Raw genomic sequence first — 18,016 nt, forward strand, 5'->3', positions numbered from 1 at the left:
GGGACCTTCAGCAGCGTGTTCGTGCGCAGATAGCTTTCGAAAGCGTCGAGATCGCGCACCTTCTCGGTCCGCTCGATACAACGCGTGACACCTGATAGCCGCCGGGCGGATACATTGGCGTGTCCCGGACGTTGTACGGTCGGGCGAACCGGCGATGCGCCGGTGACGTGAGGACAAGGGGTTGACCGCGTGGACCGGTTGAAGGCGCTGGTGCGGCTGCTGCCGCGGGTGGCGGTGGCCGTGGCCGCCGGGGTGCTGCTCGGTTTCGCGTTCGAGCCGCACGACCTCCCGTGGCTGACGATCGTCGCCGTGCCGCTGTTCCTGGCCGCGCTGAACGGGATCTCGATGAAGGCCGGCTTCCTGGTCGGCGCCGGGTTCGGGATCGCGTACTACGCCGTGCTGGTGCCGTGGTTGAGCGTGATCGGCGGCGACGCCGCGATCGCCCTGGCCGTCCTCGAGGGCTTGTTCTACGCCGTCTTCGGGATGTTCGCGACGCAGGTGCTGAAGCTGCGGCTGTGGGCGCTGTGGATCCCGTGCCTGTGGGTGGCCACCGAGTTCGCGACCGCGTCGGTGCCGTTCGGCGGGTTCCCGTGGGGCAAGCTCGCCTGGGCCTTCTCCGACCAGCCCTTGGGCAGGCTGGCCGCCTACGTCGGCATCGCGGGCCTGAGCTTCGTGGTCGCCTTCATCGGCGTCCTCGTGTACGCCGCGCTGCGCCGGGGGACCGTGGTGCGGATGCGCGCCGTCGCGCTCGCCGCGGGACTAGCGATCGTGTTCGGGCCGGTGCTGATCCACCTGTCGACCGAGGGCGACGGCAAGACTGTGCGGGCCGCGATGGTCCAGGGCAACGTGCCGGGCAAGGGGCTGGAGTTCCTCGGCCGGGCGCGCACCGTGACGCGCAACCACCTGCAGGCCACGCTCGACCTCCAGAAGCGGGTCGAGGCGGGCACCGAGATGAAGCCGGACGTGGTGATCTGGCCGGAGAACTCGACCGACATCGACCCGTACAAGGACGCCGAGACCCGCGCCGACATCGAGGAAGCCGTGAAGGCGGTCGACGTACCGATCCTGGTCGGCGCCGTCACCGAAGGCCCGGGGGACAACGAGCGGCAGACCACCGGCATCGTCTGGGACCCGGCGAGCGGCCCGGGACAGCGGTACGCGAAGCGGCACCCGGTGCCGTTCGGCGAGTACATCCCGTTCCGCGACCAGCTGCTGCCGTACATCAAGCGGCTGGAGATGATCGGCGCGCAGACCGTACCGGGTGTGGGTCCGGGCGTGATGCCGATCCGCGGGGTCACGTACGGCGACGTGATCTGCTTCGAGCTCGCGTACGACAACGTCATCCAGGACGTGGTCAAGGGCGGTGCGCAGGTCCTCATCGTGCAGACCAACAACGCGACGTACGGCGGGACGGGTCAGCCCGAGCAACAGTTCGCGATCACGCGGATGCGCGCCATCGAGACCGGTCGCACCGTGCTGATCGCGTCGACCAGCGGGATCTCCGGTGTCATCCGGCCGGACGGGACGGTCGAGCACAAGTCCGCGCAGTTCGTTCCTGATGTGTACGTCGCGACGGTGCCGGTGCGCGACGGGCACACACTGGCCACGATCCTCGGCGGGTGGCCGCAGTGGATCCTCACCGGACTCGGTCTGCTGGGGCTGGTGCTCGCCCTCCTCGATCGCCGCCGCCGTAGCGCCGGCGACTCGACAACCCCACCGCCCGCGGCCGGGCCGGCGCGCAGCCCCGAGAAGGTGCCCGCTTAACCTGCGAGACCCGGGATGACCCTGAACGGCCCCCGAGCGCGTGGGAACCGGTGCCGCGACCTGTAACACTTGGGTGAATCACCGGAAGGGGTACGGAAAATGCCGTGGTTGATCGGGCTGGCGTTGCTGGTCGTGCCGATCGTGGAGATCTTCGTGATCATCCAGGTCGGCCAGGTGATCGGCGGCTGGCCGACGGTCGCCCTGCTGATCGCCGAGAGCGCGCTGGGCGCGTGGCTGGTCAAGCGTGAGGGCCGACGCGCCTGGAACGCCCTGCAGACCGCACTCGAAACCGGCAAACTCCCCGGCCGCGAGCTGACCGACGGCGCCCTGGTGCTGATCGGCGGCACCCTGCTGCTCACCCCCGGCTTCGTCACCGACATCTTCGGCTTCTTCTTCGTCCTTCCCTTCACACGCCCGCTCGCCCGCCGCCTGGTGACCCGCTTCGTCAGCAGCCGCGCCGCCACCCTCACCCCACCAACCTTCACTCCTTTCATGCCCGGCGGCCCCACCCAGCCCCGGCCCTCGTCCGGCGACGTCATCCAGGGCGAGGTCGTCGACCCCGACAAGTAGCCCCACGCGCGCTACGCACCCGCTCACTTCCTCGCTGCGCTCGTCACCGCGGCTGCTCCACGCACTCCCACCCACCCCCGGCTTACCGCCGGAGCATCCGCTTCCGGCTGGCGCCGGGTGCGCCGGCTTGCGCCGGGGGTCCGGGCTGGCGCCCGGGGGGTCGGGCTGGCGCCCGGGAGTTCGGGCTGGCGCCCGGGGGTTCCGGCTGGCGCCGGGGGTCCGGGCTGGCGCCCGGGGGTTCCGGCTGGCGCCGGGGGTCCGGGCTGGCGCCCGGGAGTGCCGGCTGGCGCCGGACGTTGCCGGCTGCCGCCGGCCAGTGGCGAGCTGCCGCTCGCTGGCGACGGCAGCGGGGGGATGATGAGCAAGGACTTCGCCCGCGACGACGCAGGGCTGTTGTCCGTGGGCTCGGCGGCGCCTCGGACGGCAGGCGTCCCGCTCCGTGGATTACGCCCACCGCGGCAAACCACGGCCCGCGCCGCAGACGCACTACGTCAGAGTTGCAGCCCAGCCCTGATGCCAGCGGCGAGTTGTTGACCCTCCTCGGAGGTCTGTGTCTCGGTCAGCCAGACGAGGATGACACCGTCGACCAAGGCTTCACGCGAGATCTCCAGTGCGCGCGCCGCGGCCGAGAACCAGTCGTGATGGTCGTGGAATCGGCCGCCGTCCAGCGCGTACTCGACGGCGTCAACCGTGCGCCCGAGGCGGTCGGCCAGAGCGGACGGGTTCGATCTGCTGGGCGCGCTGATGGCGATCTCGGGAGCGTCGCCCGGTAGGTACAGCAGAGGCGGACGCGGATCGGACAGTGTGCGATCACGCTGGTCGCCATCCAGCACGACACACACCCCGAGGCGCGATGACCGCATGAGCGCACGGCCGGCCGCGATCGCCGCAGCCGAGCCGCCGGCCGGTACGACGTCGATGGTTCCCGCGATGTCGGGAGCGAGGAGCCCCAGAGTTCGTGTCACCAGCAGAGCGGCGAAGTCATCCTCGACGATCACGAGGGCCCGGACGGCCGGCTCCAGTCCGAGAATGCGCAGCGCCGAGGCTGTTGTCGACGGCCTACTGACTTTTGCGCCGGTCACGCCGGCAGTGATGACGCGGAGACATTCGAGCGGAGTCGCGGCGATCATCGCGGTCGAATGTGTTGCGACGACGACCTGAGCCTTCGACTCGAGGGCCTTGCGAGCGATCTCGTTCAGAAACGCGGCATGGCCCGTGGGTGACAGGAATGTCTCGGGCTCGTCGATGAGAACAATGCTCGATGAAGACGCGCTCCTCAGGACCCACAAAACGTAGTGGACCCAGAGTTCAGCCATGCTCATCGTGTCTGACGTATAGGCGTGGCCATCGACTGTTGCGTTGAAGAAGGGCAACTCGAGATCGTCTGTCACCCAGGTCTTCCAGGAGAGGTGCTCGTAGGACTTTCCGAGGATCTGCCGAAGGCGGGCGGGCTCGGTCTTGGTGATTTGTTGTGCTTCTGAGAAGCGGATGTTGGGCATCCTGTTGCTGTTGAAGAAGGACACATCGCTGAGCGCGACAGAAGGGTCGACGTAACTCGTCCATGGTTCGTCGTCCTGCGTGAACTCCGGATACGACGCGAAGATTTCGTCGTCCGGTTTGGTGAGGTCCAGCGACCATCGGACGAACTCATCGCCGGTGCGATACTCAGCCTGAAAAGCTCCTTGCAGCGGCTCCGCAATCTCGTAGCGTTCCGATGCGTAGAGGTAGGGCGGGCCTTGCGGGAAGTAATGTCCGGTCAACGGCGTCGTACGGCTCAAGACTCGTAGCAGGTACGACTTGCCAACACCGTGGGTGCCGGTCAGGACGGTGAATCGACCCAGATCGATCGTCTGGGGTGCGAGGACCGGTGACGATCGGACCAAGACTCTATTGAGGTGCGGGGCTTCAGCTTCCATCCGCAGTTGCTGCCAGATGCCGGCCTGCTCACTTCGTCGCACAGTCAATCGGCCTCGATCCTCGCCTGGTTCACATCGTCCGCCACGATTGTGACGTCTCCCCACAAGTCGGGGACCGTCAGGTGCGGTAGGTGGAGCTGGCGGTTTGGATGAAGGACTGGGTGAGTGGGGTGGTGTTGGTCCAGGCGACGACGAGCGGGCTGGGTGGGAGGTCTTCGATGGGGATGGTGGTTAGTTCGTTGCCGGGGTTGTGGTGGGTCAGGGGTGCCAGGCCTACCGTGCCGTTCCAGAGGACTGACTGGAGGCATTCCTGGACTGCGCGGACAACCGGGCCCTGGCGGAGTTCGCCGCCGTTCCAGTAGGACTGCCAAGTGGCGTCGGTGCCGGTGGGGAACTGGAACCAGCGGCGGTCGGCTAGGTCCGCCAGTTTCAGGTGGGTGTGGCCGGAGAGCGGGTCGTCGGCGCGGAGGACGGCGCCTACCGGATCGGTGCGTAGGACCTGGACGTGGAGGCCCGTTTCGTCGAACGGGCCTCGGGTGAGGGCTACGTCTACCAGGCCGTTGCGTAGGCCGCAGGTCGGGTCGGTGAGGTCGGCTTCGCGGATTCGTACGTCGATGTTGGGGTGGCGTCGGCGATAGGCCGCGGCCAGCTTGGACACGTCGGGGTCGGTGCTGTCGCTGAGGATGCCGACGGTCAGCGTTGCGGCGCCGGCGGCGGAAGCGACTCGTGTGCGGACCTGTTCGGCCTGTTGGAGAAGCTTGCGGGCTTCCGAGAGCAGGGCGGTTCCGGCGGGGGTCAGAGTGACGCCGCTGGAGGACCGCTGGAACAGGGGAGTGCCGAGGTCGGCCTCCAACTGCTGGATCGCGCGGCTCAGTGGTGGCTGGCTCATGTGCAGGCGAGTCGCGGCCCGCCCGAAGTGGAGCTCTTCGGCGACCGCCACGAAGTATCGCAAGGTCAGCAGTTCCATCACCTGCGACGATACCCGCCGGGTATCGCCGATGCGGGACCGGTCTTGGACGCGCCGCGACGTCCGGTGCTGAGCTGGGCGCATGACCGACTACCCGTACGCCGACCCGCTCGTCGACCTCGGCGACGTCCACGAACTCGCCCGCGAAATCGTCGTGATCCCGAACCGGAACGTCGACCTCGTGCCCAACATCGGCCTGATCGGCGGCACCCATTCGGTCCTCGTCGTCGACACCGGCCTCGGCCCGCGCAACGCGGAGCGGGTACTGCGGTTCGCCACGTCGTACGCGAACGGCCGCCGGCTGTACCTGACGACGACGCACTTCCATCCCGAGCACGCGTTCGGCGCGCAGGTCTTCGCCGGTGAGGCGACCTACCTCGTCAACGCCGCCCAGGCCGACGACCTCGCGACCAAGGGCGTGGGGTACCTGGCGATGTTCCGTCAGCTCGGCGAGCCCGTCGCGCGCGAGCTCCACGACGTCCGCATCCCGATCCCCGACCACACGTACGACGACACGTACACGCTGGACCTCGGCGGCCGCACCGTCCACCTGCGACCGACCGGCCGCGCGCACAGCAAGGGCGACCAGGTCGTCACCGTCCCCGACGAAGGCATCCTGTTCACCGGTGATCTGGCCGAGGCGGGACAGTTCGCGATCTTCCCGTGGTTCCCTCCGTACGACGTCGACGTGTCCGGCGTGCGCTGGATCGAGGTCATGGACCGCCTCGCCGGGGAGGGCCACCGGATCGTTGTGCCCGGCCACGGTGACGTCGGTGACGCGCGGCTGCTGGTCCAGGTCCGCGACTACCTGACCGAGCTCCGCGACGAGACCTGGCGCCGGCGTGACTCGGGGGTGTCGGAGGAGACGACCGCGGCCGAGATCCGGGACCTGATGATCCGGCGGCACCCCGACTGGCGGCTCCCCGAATGGATCGAGCGTGGCGTCGGCTGTCTCTGCTCGGAACATCCGCGTGACCACAGCCGGTCGGATGGAGCAGACTGACGCCATCGGGCTCGGCGAGAGGCGGGATGCGGGTGGTGAAGCTCGACCGGCGTCTCGTCGCCTGGCTGCGGGCGCGCGATCCGGGGCTGGCGGCGACGCGGCGGGCGGCGCGGACGGCGATCGTGATGCCCACGCTGTTCGCGTTCTGCGCCAAGGTCCTGCACGCGCCGACGGTGGCGACGTTCGCCGCGTTCGGCGCGTTCGCGATGCTGTTGCTGGTCGACTTCCCGGGCTCCAAGGTGCAACGGGTCCGCGCCCAGGTGCAGCTCGCGGTGGCCTGGCTCGTGCTGGTCTCGCTCGGCACGTTGGCGGGCCGCTCCGTCTGGACCGCGATCGTGGCGACCGCTGTCGTGGGCTTCGTGGTCCTGTTCTCCGGGGTCGTCAGCTCGGTCCTGGCCGGCGCCGGTACGTCGTTGCTGCTCGCCTTCATCCTCTCGGTCGCCACACCGGGCCCGCTGGCGATGTTGCCGGATCGACTGGCCGGGGTCGCGATCGCAGCCGCGGCGGCAGTCCTCGCGGTCTCGCTCCTGTGGCCGAGGCCATGGACCGATCCGCTCGCGGCACCGGCGTCCCGGGTGTGCCGGGCAGCGGCCGCACAGTTGCGTTCCGAGGCGCGTGACACGGCGGAGATCTGCGCCGTACGGATGGATCGGACCACGACCCTGATCGACGAGTTGCGGCGTACGTTCACCGCGACGCCGTACCGGCCGACCGGTCTGTCGACAGGCTCCAGGGCGCTGGTGCGGCTGGTCGACGAACTCACCTGGCTGAGCGCGATCCTCGGCGACGCGCGTCCCGCGGTGCTCCCCGGCGGTGACGGCGAGTCCGCCGCGGTGCACCTCGCGGCCGCTGACGTCTTGGAACGCGGCGCGGAGCTGCTCGACGATCCAAGGCTCGCCGTCGACGGCCTGACCGAGGCGGCACGAGCGCTGCGCGACGCGGTCACGGCACTGGAGGAGATCGCGGTCGCTCGGCTGCCGTCGGCGTACGGAACGCCGGCCGAGCTGATGAGCAGCCTGAACGTGTCGTTCCGGGCGCAGGAGATCGGCTTCGCGGTCCTGCTGGTCGCGCAGAACGTGGAGACCGCGCGCATCGCGGATCAGCGCAGCTGGACGGACCGGCTGCTCGGGCGGGAGCCGCGCTCGCTGACGGAGCCGGTCACCAGCGCGGCCGAACGCGCCGCCGCGCATCTCGAGCGGCATTCGGTGTGGCTGCACAACAGCATCCGTGGCGCGGCCGGGCTCGCGGCCGCGGTGGCGCTCGCGAACCTCACCGGCGTCCAGCACGGCTTCTGGGTCATCCTCGGCACTCTGTCGGTGCTGCGCTCGAACGCGCTCAACACCGGCCAGAACGCGTACCGCGCCGTCGGCGGCACTGTGGTCGGCTCGCTGATCGGCGGCGGTCTCCTGGTGCTGATCGGCGAGAACAGCGTCGTGCTGTGGATCCTGCTCCCGGTCGCGGTCCTGATCGCGGGCATCGTGCCGGCGGCGATCTCGTTCGCGACCGGTCAGGCCGCGTTCACGGTCACGCTGGTGATCCTCTTCAACATCGCGCAGCCGGAAGGCTGGTCGCTGATCCTGTTCCGGATCGAGGACATCGCGCTCGGCTGCGCGGTGAGTCTGCTCGTCGGGCTGCTGTTCTGGCCGCGCGGAGCGTCGACAGCGGTCGGCAAGGCGCTCGCCGAGGCGTACGTCGACAGCGCGCAGTACCTCGTCAGCGTCGTCGGGTACGCCGTGTCGTGCTGCGGGCCCGGACCGACCGCACCGCAGGACGGCCGGCGCGCGGCGGCCGCGGCCCGCCGGCTGGACGACACGTTCCGCACGTACCTCGCCGAGCGCGGCGCGAAGCCGGTGCCGCTGAGCGAGATGACAGCGCTCGTGACCGGCGTCGTCGGGATCCGCCTGGCCGCGGACGCCGTACTCGAGCTCTGGGAACGGTACGCCGACGGGCGCCCGCCGTCGGACGACCGCGCCGCGGCGCAGGCCGCACTCCTCGCGTCGGCGGACCGGCTGCTGCGGTGGTACGCCGACCTCGCGCGCAGCGTCGACGGGCAGGAACGCGTCCCCGAGCCGCTGGAGCACGATCACGCGACGAAGGCGCGGCTGATCGACGCCGTGCGACGCGACCTCTACGACCGCGACGGTCAGGCGACGCCGACAGCGATCAGGATCCTCTGGACGCACAGTCACCTCGAAGCGGTACGGCGCCTGCAGCCGAGCCTCGCGTCCGCGGCCCGGCGTACGACAGGGCACGGCATGCTGCTGGGTACCGGGCCGTCGTACGACTATCGGACCGAGGATGGTGACCATGCGTCGGGCAGTGGCGATCGCACTGCTGGCACTGCTGATCCTGAGCGGCTGCGGTAACCCGGACCAGAAGCTCCGCTCCGCCGCCGCGCAGTCGGCGCGGGAGGCGGCCTCCGAGGTGAACACGACGCGCCTGGCTGTCGAGCAGCTACGGGCCAACCATCTGTGGAAGCAGCCCGCCGGACAGATCGTGAAGGACGCCGAGAAGGGTGTCGAGAGCGCCGCGAGCTCGTTCACCGCCCAGCAACCCTCGACGGAGACCTCGACGCGGCTCTACGAGCAGGTCACCAAGACCCTCGACGACGCCACGACCGCGGTGACCGCGGTCCGGATCGCGCTCGGCAACGACGATCTCGCGGCGGCCGAGCAGCAGCTCCCGGCGCTGCGACGCTCGAGCGCCGACCTCGGCCGGATCGGGGAGCTCACCCAGTGAAGAAGCTGCTCGGCGTCACGCTCGGGATCCTGACCGCGATCGGCGGATTCGTGGACATCGGCGACCTGGTCACGAACGCGCTGGTCGGCGCACGGTTCGGCATGCACCTGGCGTGGGTCGTGATCGTCGGCGTGATCGGGATCTGCCTGTACGCCGAGATGTGCGGGCGGGTCGTGGCGATGTCCGGGCGGCCGGTGTTCGACCTGATCCGCGAGCGGCTCGGGCCCCGGACCGGCCTGCTGACCCTGGTGGCGTCGTTCCTGGTCACGCTGCTGACCCTGATCGCCGAGATCGGCGGTGTCGCGCTCGCCTTCGAGCTCGCGAGCGGCGTGCAGTACCTGCTCTGGATGCCGCTCGCCGCGTTCGCGGTGTGGCTGGTGATCTGGCGGGTGAAATTCTCCCGCCTGGAGCAGATCTTCGGGCTGCTCGGGCTGCTGCTGATCGTGTTCGCGGTCGCGCTGTTCAAGCTCGGGCCGGACTGGGGCGAGCTGTTGCATCAGGCAACCCGGCCGCACCCGATCGGCCACGAGGACTGGTCGACGTACGCGTACTTCGCGATCGCGCTGTTCGGCGCGGCGATGACGCCGTACGAGGTGTTCTTCTTCTCCTCCGGAGGGGTCGAGGAGAAGTGGACCCGGCGTGACCTGGCGACCGCCCGGTCGAACGTCTTCGTCGGGTTCCCGCTCGGTGGAATCCTGTCGCTGGCGATCATGGGGTGCACCGCGGTCCTGTTCCTGCCCGCGGGGATCCAGGTCGGGACGCTCGGCCAGGTGACGTTGCCGGTGGCGGTTGCCCTCGGCAAGCTCGGGTTGGCTGTCGTGCTGATCGGCGTGTTCGCGGCGACGTTCGGCGCGGCGCTGGAGACGGCGTTGTCGTGCGGCTACACGATCGCGCAGTACCGCGGCTGGCAGTGGGGCAAGCTGGTCCGGCCGCGGGAGGCGTCGCGGTTCCATGTGGTGATGATCGTGTGCATCGTGCTGGCGATGCTGACGCTGCTGACCTCCGTCGATCCGGTGCTGGTGACGGAGTACTCCGTGGTGTTCGCGGCGATGGCGCTGCCGCTCACCTACCTGCCGATCCTGATCGTTGCCAACGACCCCGACTATGTCGGCGAGGCGAGGAACGGTCCGGTACGGAACGCGGTCGGGCTGATCTACCTGGCGTTGCTGGTGGTCGCCTCGGCGGCCGCGATACCGCTGATGATCATCACGAAGGGAGGGCAGTGACCATGCCCCGCACACCCGCCGAATCGGGCCGTGTGCTGCACGCCCAGCTGCACCTGCTCGACCGGCAGCTGATCGACCAGGCCGACGGTCACCTGGCCGGGAAGATCGACGACGTCGACCTCGACCTGGACGCCGACCCGCCGGTGGTGGCCGCGCTGATCTCCGGCCGGGAGCGGATCACGGCCCGCCGGATCGCCGCCATCGACACGGCGGTGACGGTCGTGGTCGACGATCTCGACCTCGACTACTACGACGACTGGGTCGAGAAGCACGTGATCGCGAAGATCCCCGGAGCCGGCGATGCGGCTGAATGACCTGCTCGGACACCGGGTCCTGGACGCCGACGGCGACGTGATCGGCGGCGTCGCGGACGTCCGCCTGGTCCAGGACGGCCCGATGCTGGTCTCGATGCAGCGCGCGCTGCGGGTCGACGGCCTGATCGTCGTGGAGAACCGCGCCACCCGACTGTTCGGCTACGAGCGCCACGTCGGCCCGGAGCTGCTGCGCCGCCTGATGCACTGGCGGCTCGGCGAGGTCTGGTACCTCCCCTGGGAAGACGTCGCCGAGATCGCCGGCGACACCGTCACCATCACCCGGGGCCGCGCCGGCCTCCACCGCCTGGAGGACTTCGCCCGCTACTGACCGCTCAGTCCGCGAAGGGGCCCTTCGAGGTGAAGGTGTGGCGGGTGAAGCGGTCGGCCAGGAGGGTGTGGGTGGTGGCGTCGGGGTGGAGGTCGTCGAGAAGCGGATGATTGAGGTTGTCCGCCTCGCCGTAGAGCTCGCGGCCGTCGAGGTAGTGCAGGTTCGGGTCGGTGAGGGCTCGCTGGGCGACGATCCGGGCGAGCTCGGCGCGGATGACCGACAGGGTGAGCTTGCCCGCGGGGATCTCGTCGGGGTTGCCGGTCGCGGTGAAGCGCAGTTCGCCGGCGGCCAGTGCGGCGAGGTCCCAGCCGGTCGGGCCGGGGGTGTCCTCGTGGATCGGGCAGAGGATGGGGGAGACGACCAGCAGCGGCGTGTCGGGGTGACCGTCGCGGATGGTGTCCAGGAAGCCGTGCACGGCAGGCGTGAACGCGCGCAGCCGGAGGCCGTCGGAGTTCACGATGTTGATGCCGAGCTTGAGGCTGATCAGGTCCGCGGGCGTGTCGCGGATCGTGCGGGCGATGAACGGCTGCAGATACGCACTCCCGCCGAACCCGAGGTTGATCAGCTCCACTCCTGCCTGGGCTGCGACCAGCGCGGGCCAGGTCCCGGTCGGATGCGTCGCGTTGGAGCCGTGGCTGATCGAGCTGCCGTGGTGCAGCCAGACGCGCCGGGTCGCGGCGACCGGCTCGACCGGCGCATCGGTACGCAGGGCAACGAGCTCGGTGGTCTCGTCGTGCGGCAGCCAGATCTCGACCGTCTTCGGTACGGCGGCCAGCCCGGTCACGCGCAGTGTCTGGGTCTGACCGCGGCGGGTCTCGGTGGCACCGGTCGTCAGGTCGATCGTGATCACATCGCCGCCCTGGGCGGTGAGCTGCGTGTGCAGCTGACCGTCGACGAGGACGTCGTACACGCCGTCGGGGCGCGGGGGAGCGCCGGTGTAGTCGCGCTTCGTCGGCAGGGTGTCGAGCTCGATCGCGGTCGCGCTGGTGCCGAACACGAGGCGCACGCCGGAGGGCTGCGAGTCGACCATGGACATCTGGCCGTCGTCGTACTGCGTTCGCGCCCAGGCGGGGAGGCGGTGTGGCAGGACGCCGCGCTCGGTCTGCTCGAGGTCGAGCGCGCCGCGCAGCAGGTCGATGGTGATGGGGGTGGTGATCACGAAGAGTGCCTCTCGGGCCAGGTGCGGAGGAGGGAGTCGATGGCGTCCAGGATCCGGGGCCAACTGGCGCCGCTGGACGGTTCGCTGTAGCTGAACGAGCCGGAAAGTTCGAGCGTCACGTAGCCGTGGAAGACACTGCCGAGCAGCCGTACGGCGTCGGTCGCGGCCGGCTCGTCCAGGTCGTACCCGCGCAAAACCGCCCGCATCAGCTCCGAGTGCCGCTTCCCGGCCGCTACGAACTCCGCCCCCAGGACCGAGGTGGGTGGGGCGTAGCGGGAGGCTGTGTAGCGGCCGGGGTGAGTCGTGGCGTAGCTGCGGTAGACGTCGCCCAGGGCTACCAAGGCGTCGCGGCCCGCGCGGCCGGCAACGGCAGCGGCCGCTTGGTCGGCGAGCTCGGTGAGAGCGACGGTGGCGATGCGGACCTTCAGGTCGTCGGAGTTGCGGACATGGGAATACAGGCTCGCCACCTGCACGCCGAACCGCCGCGCCAGCGCCGACACGGTGACCTGGTCGAACCCGACCTCATCGGCCAGCTCCGCCCCGGCCCGCGCCAGGCGCTCGCCGCTCAACCCCACTCTTGCCATACCTCATTATGCAAAAACCTAAAACCTTTAGGCAAATGAGATCAAGAAGAAACCCCCACCGCGCCGTTGCGATGAGGGTTCCCGGGTGGTTCAGGCGGTGCGCTTGGTCCGGTGCAGGTGCGCCGGGCCGATCTCGCCCTTGCGGAGCAGCTCGACCCGCTCGGCCAGCAGCTCCTCCAGCTCCGAGATGCTCCGGCGCTCGCGCAGCATGTCCCAGTGCGTACGGGCCGGCTTCTCCTGCTTCGGCTCCGGCTTCTCGCCGGTGGACCGGGCGGCCTCGCTGCCGCAGTGCGGGCATTCCCAGACCGCGGGCACCTCGGCGTCGTGCGCCATGGTCACCTCGACCACGTGGCCGCGGGGGCAGTCGTACGTGATCATCTGGCGCGGCGCGAACTCGACACCACGGTCATCCTCGAAGCTGACCCCACCCAGCCCCGAACCACGCAGTACGCGATTAGACATGTCAAACCTCCGAGATCGTCATCCGTGCCAACGGTCGGCCGGCCCGGATCATTCCCATTTTGGCATGTCCGAGCCATATGTACGCACCTGACAGCCCCTGATAACACCGTCGTGACCTGCTGTCATCGTCTGTTCACAGATCCCGCACCGCTGCCAGGTGTCGCCTGCCGCCCGACGTACGACGCGCCAAATCGATATCTGGTTCACAGGTTGTTGCCAGGAACTGAGGATCTCCTCCTCAGCATCGGTCCCTACCGTCTGCTCCCATGGTGCTACCCCGCCACAAGATCCGTGGCCTCAACTTCGTGAACGTGGCTCTGGTGGCCATCGTCCTCGTCATCGCCGTCACCGCCTACTTCCTCTTCTTCAAGAAGGATCCGCCGGCCGCCGGTGCGACCCGGCCGACCGTGGCGGTGCAGCGGGGCGAGGTGACCGCGAGCGTGAGGTCCAGCGGCACCCTGCAGAGCTCCCAGACCGCGTCCCCGCAGTTCGAGACCTCCGGGACGGTGACCCAGGTGCTGGTGAAGGTCGGCCAGGTGGTCGCCAAGGGCGCCGCGATCGCGAAGGTCGACCCGTCCGCCGCCGAGCGGCAGTTGCGGATCGCGCAGCAGAACCAGATCGCTTCGGCGAACTCGGTCACCGCGGCCGAGGAGACACTGAACGACGCGCAGGACGCCCTCGAGGAGGCCGAGGAAGCCTCGGCCTCGCCGACACCCACCCCGACGAACGGTCAGCAGCAGACCCAGCAGTCTCAAGGTCAAGGTCAGAGTCAGAGCCCGGAAGTTGCCGTCAGCAACGCTGAGGCGAGCCTGGCGAAGGCGAAGGCCGACAAGGAGCAGGCCGACCAGAACGTCGAGGCGGCCCAGGCGGCGGTCGACGCGACCACGCTCAAGGCCCCGATCGCCGGCACGATCACCGCGGTCAACGGCTCGGTCGGCTCGGTGGCCGGCGGGTCCGGTTCGAGTTCGAGCTCCGGTTCAGGCACCGGCGGACAAGGCTCGACCTCAGGTCAAGGTTCAGCCTCCAGCTCCGGTACGTCGACCACGTCCGGCACCGGGTTCGTCGACATCGCCGACCTGAAGGCGCTCCAGGTCGTGGCCGCGTTCGCCGAGGCGGACGCGATCAAGATCAAGGCCGGCCAGACCGCGACCGTCACGCTGAACGCCGAACCCGGCACGACGCTGACCGCCTCGCTGGCGACCGTCTCGCCGACGCCGACCACCACCAACGGCGTGGTGTCGTACTCGGCCACCTTCAGCCTCGCCAAGCTCCCGGCCAACGCCCGGATCGGCCAGACCGCGAACGTCACGGTCCAGACCGCCAAGGCCGCCAACGCGCTCTACGTCCCGAGTACCGCGATCGCGACCAGCGGGACGACGTCCACCGTCACGATGGCCGACGGCAGCGGGACGCGCGAGGTCCAGGTCGGCGTCCGCGGCGACAGCTACACCCAGATCACCTCCGGCCTGAACGAAGGCGACCAGATCGAGCTGCTGCAGGGCGCGATCGGCGGCACCGGGACCCAGAACGGCCAGAACCGGCAGGGGCAGCAGCCGGGCGGCGGCCAGTTCCCGGGCGGCGGTCTCGGCCAGGGCACCGGCGCCGGAGGCTTCCGTGGCCGCTGAGTCCCTGATCGAGATCCGGGACGTCACCAAGACGTACGGCCAGGGCGAGACCGCGGTCCACGCCCTCCGGGGCGTCTCGCTGCGGATCGACGCCGGCGAGTACGTCGCGGTGATGGGCTCGTCCGGATCCGGCAAATCGACGCTGATGAACATCCTCGGCTGCCTCGACGTACCGTCCCGCGGGGAGTACCGGCTGGACGGCAGCGACGTGGCCAGGCTGAGCGAGGACCAGCAGGCCCTCGTCCGCGGCCGGAAGATCGGGTTCATCTTCCAGTCGTTCAACCTGATCCCGCGGACCACCGCGCTCGCGAACGTCGAACTGCCGCTCACCTACGCGCACCTGCGCCGGGGCGAACGCCGCAAGCGGGCCAACCGCGCGCTCGAGATGGTCGGCCTGGCCGACCGCACCGGTCACCGGCCCAACCAGCTGTCCGGCGGCCAGCAGCAGCGGGTCGCAATCGCCCGCGCGCTCGCGACGGGGCCGCGGATCCTGCTCGCCGACGAACCGACCGGCAACCTCGACGCGCACTCGACCGACGAGGTGCTGGGCATGTTCGACGACCTGCACGCCGGCGGCCGGACGATCATCGTGATCACCCACGAGCACGAGGTCGCGGCCCGGGCCCGGCGGCTGGTGCACGTCTCCGACGGCCGGATCGTCTCCGACGAGGTGACCCGCTGATGTCACCACGCGACCTGATGGGCGCCGCGCTGCGCGGCCTCACCGCGAACAAGCTGAGATCGCTGCTGACCGTCCTCGGGGTGTCGATCGGCGTCGGCGCCGTGATCGTGCTGGTTGCGGTCGGCAACGGCTCCGGCAAGGCCGTGCAGGACCGGCTCGAAGCGATGGGCACGAACCTGCTGACGGTCTCCACCACCGGCGGTGGCGGTGGGTTCGTCCGCGGACAGGCCGGCCCGGCCAACCAGCAGTACAGCCTCACGCTCGACGACGCCGCGGCGCTGGCCGACAAGAACCTGGTGCCGGACGTCTCCTCCGTGGCGCCGGTGATGACCAGCTCCGGTACGGCGACCAACGGCGACACCAGCTACACGGTCAACCAGGTGATCGGCACGACCCCGGCGTACCTGCCCGCCACCAACACGCCGGTGCAGATCGGCAGCTCGTTCACGCAGGCCGACGTGGACGGCTCGCGGCGGGTCATCCTGCTCGGGCAGACCGCGGCGACCGAGCTGTTCACGCGGCCCGCGAGCGCGGTCGGGCAGACGATCAAGCTCGGCGCGGTCGACTTCACCGTGCTCGGCGTCCTGGCGAGCAAGGACAGCACCGGGTTCAACGACCCGAACGCGACCGCGATCGTCCCGATCAACACGCTCCGGGCGACCCAGGCCGGGTACGGCGCGCTGAGCCAGATCGTCGTCCAGGCCGCGGACCAGAACCGGGTCGACACCGCGCAGGCCGAGGTCACGCAGCTGCTGACCGCCCGGCACCAGGTGCCGGCGACCGAGACATCGCCGTTCCGGATCACGAACTCGGCGCAGATCCTGCAGACCAGCCAGGACACCGCGGCGACGTTCACCGCCCTGCTCGCCACCGTGGCCGCGATCAGCCTGGTCGTCGGCGGCATCGGGGTCACCAACATCATGCTGGTCACCGTCACCGAACGGACCCGGGAGATCGGGATCCGCAAGGCGCTCGGCGCCCGGCGGCGGACCATCCTCGGCCAGTTCCTGATCGAGGCGACGCTGCTCAGCCTGATCGGCGGTGCGGTCGGCGTCGGGGCCGCGCTGATCGTCACCCGTTTCCAGCTGGCCGGCGTCCAGCCCGTGCTGGTGCCGTCGTCGATCGGGCTCGCGCTCGGCGTGTCCGCGGCGGTCGGCCTGTTCTTCGGCAGCATGCCGGCGCACCGAGCCGCCGGTCTCCGTCCCATCGATGCGCTACGTCACGAGTGACATGAGTGAGAGGTCTTGCAGATGAGTAACCAGACGCCCGACGAGTTCGCCCAGATCGGGTCCGACGAGGAGGTCGACGCGGCGCTGAAGCCGAAGAAGACCCTCAACCTGCCGCTGGCGACGGCGATCCTGACCGGCGTCGTCGTGCTCGCGATCGGTCTCGGTGGCGGCGCCGGGCTGCACGCGGCGTTCGCGTCGGACAGCTCGTCGAACCAGCCGCAGGCCGGTGGGCGCGGCGCCGGCGGGTACGGGGGGTTTCGTGGCCAGAACGGGCAGAACGCGCCGGGCCAGTTCCCGGGCGGCGGGCAGGGTGGCGGCGGCACCGTCGGCACGGTCGTGTCGGCGAACAGCTCCGAGCTGGTCGTGAAGACGCAGTCCGGCAACGTCACGGTCAAGCTCACCGGCGACACGACGTACGAGATCACCGCGAAGGGCACGGCCGCGGACCTGAAGGCCGGCGAGCAGGTCGTCGTCAGCGGCCAGAACTCGAACGGCACCATCACCGCCAACACCGTCCGGCAGGGCTCGTTCGGTGGCGGTTTCCGCAACAACCCCAGCGCGTCGCCGTCGTCGCGCTGATTGAGACCCGTGCGCCCGGCCAGCACCCCGGCCGGGCGCACGTCACCCGCGGGTGGCGGTGAGGGCTACGGCGGAGGAGTCGAGCGTGAAGGCGCCGCCGACGGCGTCGATGGCGGCCGCGGTCCGGGTGAGGACGGTGTCGAGCTTGCCGGCGTCGGCCAGGGGTTTGGCCAGGCCGCTGGTGCGGAGCTGGTCGAGCCATTCGTCGCGGGTGTACTCGCGTGTCCAGTCGAAGGTGGGACGCTGGAGGTTGGTGAAGGCGCCGGTCGCGGTGAGGTTGCCGGCGATTCGGTCGATGATCTGCTGGTACGCCGTTTGTGGGGCCGCGGCCGTCTGGGGGTTGCTGGGGAGTACGTCGTCGTAGGCGGCGGCGAACGCTGCGCCGAGGTCGGACGGGGGCTGGAGGACGTACCAGAAGACCGCGAAGGTGCCGCCCGGGCGGAGGACATCGGCGGCCTTCTCGGCGCCGATCGCGGGGTCGATCCAGTGCCACGTCATGCCGGCGACGAGCGCGTCGAACGTGCGGCCGGCGGCGTCCCAGGACTCGAAGGGTGAGACCTCGACGGTGACTCCGGTGGAGCGTGCGTAGGCCGCCATTCGCTCGTCCACGTCGACGCCGAGGACGTGGCATCCGGCTGCCTGGAACTGGCGTGAGCTGATGCCGGTGCCGCAGCCGACGTCGAGGATGTCGGGGCCCGGGGCAGCGGCGACGATCGTGTTGACGAGGGCGTCGGGGTAGCGGGGTCGTGCGCGGTCGTACAGGGCTGGGTCGATGCCGAACGATTCGGCCATGTCGCGTTTCTGGTGGGGTTGCGGCGGTAGAGTGGGCATGTGCCCACGGTAGTGGGCGGGTGCCCATTTGTGTCAAG

At 69.8% G+C, this 18,016-nt stretch carries 18 protein-coding genes; 12 read left to right on the top strand and 6 right to left on the bottom strand.

All coding sequences use genetic code 11. The annotated features are described in order from the left end of the window. The first annotated feature begins 189 nt into the window (after window positions 1-189). Together lnt and ABZW60_RS25825 are read left to right on the top strand one after the other, a co-directional pair. A complete protein-coding gene (gene lnt / locus ABZW60_RS25820) occupies window positions 190-1,764 on the top strand; it encodes an apolipoprotein N-acyltransferase (RefSeq protein WP_355480920.1) in 1,575 nt (524 codons plus the stop codon). Between the two features lie 99 nt (window positions 1,765-1,863). Continuing rightward, window positions 1,864-2,334 (top strand): FxsA family protein, encoded by a 471-nt coding sequence (locus ABZW60_RS25825; protein WP_355480922.1) that lies wholly within the window; start codon window positions 1,864-1,866, stop codon window positions 2,332-2,334. Between the two features lie 491 nt (window positions 2,335-2,825). Here ABZW60_RS25825 and ABZW60_RS25830 read toward each other — a convergent pair whose 3' ends face one another. After that, window positions 2,826-4,292: an AAA family ATPase gene (locus tag ABZW60_RS25830; RefSeq protein ID WP_355481797.1), complete on the bottom strand. Its 1,467-nt coding sequence runs from the start codon at window positions 4,290-4,292 to the stop codon at window positions 2,826-2,828. Window positions 4,293-4,368: 76 nt separating this feature from the next. Then, complete coding sequence (locus ABZW60_RS25835; RefSeq protein WP_355480924.1) at window positions 4,369-5,217, bottom strand: LysR family transcriptional regulator; 849 nt, start codon at window positions 5,215-5,217, stop codon at window positions 4,369-4,371. An 82-nt stretch (window positions 5,218-5,299) separates the two neighbouring features. Here ABZW60_RS25835 and ABZW60_RS25840 point away from each other — a divergent pair, with 82 nt between their 5' ends. The 6 genes from ABZW60_RS25840 to ABZW60_RS25865 are packed head-to-tail and all read left to right on the top strand — an operon-like array spanning window position 5,300 to window position 10,827. After that, entirely contained in the window at window positions 5,300-6,220 is a 921-nt protein-coding gene (locus ABZW60_RS25840; RefSeq protein WP_355480926.1) for an MBL fold metallo-hydrolase, read from the top strand. Window positions 6,221-6,246: 26 nt separating this feature from the next. Beyond that, window positions 6,247-8,586 (top strand): FUSC family protein, encoded by a 2,340-nt coding sequence (locus ABZW60_RS25845; RefSeq protein ID WP_355480928.1) that lies wholly within the window; start codon window positions 6,247-6,249, stop codon window positions 8,584-8,586. Continuing rightward, complete coding sequence (locus tag ABZW60_RS25850) at window positions 8,528-8,959, top strand: hypothetical protein (protein WP_355480930.1); 432 nt, start codon at window positions 8,528-8,530, stop codon at window positions 8,957-8,959. Before ABZW60_RS25845 ends, ABZW60_RS25850 begins: the two co-directional genes overlap by 59 nt. Further along, window positions 8,956-10,185: a divalent metal cation transporter gene (locus ABZW60_RS25855; protein WP_355480932.1), complete on the top strand. Its 1,230-nt coding sequence runs from the start codon at window positions 8,956-8,958 to the stop codon at window positions 10,183-10,185. The genes ABZW60_RS25850 and ABZW60_RS25855 overlap by 4 nt, the downstream gene beginning before the upstream one ends. 2 nt (window positions 10,186-10,187) lie before the next feature. Beyond that, window positions 10,188-10,499 (top strand): hypothetical protein, encoded by a 312-nt coding sequence (locus tag ABZW60_RS25860; RefSeq protein WP_355480934.1) that lies wholly within the window; start codon window positions 10,188-10,190, stop codon window positions 10,497-10,499. Continuing rightward, window positions 10,486-10,827, top strand: coding sequence for a hypothetical protein (locus ABZW60_RS25865; RefSeq protein WP_355480935.1), 342 nt, complete (start codon window positions 10,486-10,488; stop codon window positions 10,825-10,827). Before ABZW60_RS25860 ends, ABZW60_RS25865 begins: the two co-directional genes overlap by 14 nt. A gap of 4 nt (window positions 10,828-10,831) precedes the next feature. Here the strand turns inward: ABZW60_RS25865 and ABZW60_RS25870 are convergent, their stop codons facing one another. The 3 genes from ABZW60_RS25870 to ABZW60_RS25880 all read right to left on the bottom strand — a co-directional run bounded on the left by ABZW60_RS25870 (window position 10,832) and on the right by ABZW60_RS25880 (window position 13,032). Continuing rightward, entirely contained in the window at window positions 10,832-11,986 is a 1,155-nt protein-coding gene (locus ABZW60_RS25870) for a GDSL-type esterase/lipase family protein (protein WP_355480937.1), read from the bottom strand. After that, a complete protein-coding gene (locus ABZW60_RS25875) occupies window positions 11,983-12,570 on the bottom strand; it encodes a TetR/AcrR family transcriptional regulator (protein ID WP_355480939.1) in 588 nt (195 codons plus the stop codon). The genes ABZW60_RS25870 and ABZW60_RS25875 overlap by 4 nt, the downstream gene beginning before the upstream one ends. Window positions 12,571-12,660: 90 nt before the next feature. Then, entirely contained in the window at window positions 12,661-13,032 is a 372-nt protein-coding gene (locus tag ABZW60_RS25880; RefSeq protein ID WP_130448290.1) for an RNA polymerase-binding protein RbpA, read from the bottom strand. A 266-nt stretch (window positions 13,033-13,298) separates the two neighbouring features. Between ABZW60_RS25880 and ABZW60_RS25885 the strand changes: the two genes are divergently transcribed. The 4 genes from ABZW60_RS25885 to ABZW60_RS25900 are packed head-to-tail and all read left to right on the top strand — an operon-like array spanning window position 13,299 to window position 17,147. Next, window positions 13,299-14,657, top strand: a complete 1,359-nt coding sequence (locus ABZW60_RS25885; protein WP_355480941.1) for an HlyD family efflux transporter periplasmic adaptor subunit — start codon at window positions 13,299-13,301, stop codon at window positions 14,655-14,657. Beyond that, window positions 14,647-15,339: an ABC transporter ATP-binding protein gene (locus ABZW60_RS25890; protein WP_355480943.1), complete on the top strand. Its 693-nt coding sequence runs from the start codon at window positions 14,647-14,649 to the stop codon at window positions 15,337-15,339. The genes ABZW60_RS25885 and ABZW60_RS25890 overlap by 11 nt, the downstream gene beginning before the upstream one ends. Next, window positions 15,339-16,568: an ABC transporter permease gene (locus ABZW60_RS25895; protein WP_355480945.1), complete on the top strand. Its 1,230-nt coding sequence runs from the start codon at window positions 15,339-15,341 to the stop codon at window positions 16,566-16,568. The genes ABZW60_RS25890 and ABZW60_RS25895 overlap by 1 nt, the downstream gene beginning before the upstream one ends. Before the next feature lie 21 nt (window positions 16,569-16,589). Next, the gene (locus tag ABZW60_RS25900; RefSeq protein ID WP_355480947.1) at window positions 16,590-17,147 is read left to right on the top strand and encodes a hypothetical protein; all 558 of its coding nucleotides are present in this window, start codon (window positions 16,590-16,592) and stop codon (window positions 17,145-17,147) included. A 42-nt stretch (window positions 17,148-17,189) separates the two neighbouring features. Here the strand turns inward: ABZW60_RS25900 and ABZW60_RS25905 are convergent, their stop codons facing one another. Further along, entirely contained in the window at window positions 17,190-17,978 is a 789-nt protein-coding gene (locus ABZW60_RS25905; RefSeq protein ID WP_355480949.1) for a class I SAM-dependent methyltransferase, read from the bottom strand. Between the last annotated feature and the right edge of the window lie 38 nt (window positions 17,979-18,016).

The organism is Kribbella sp. NPDC003557, from assembly GCF_040610805.1.
GTDB lineage: Bacteria > Actinomycetota > Actinomycetes > Propionibacteriales > Kribbellaceae > Kribbella.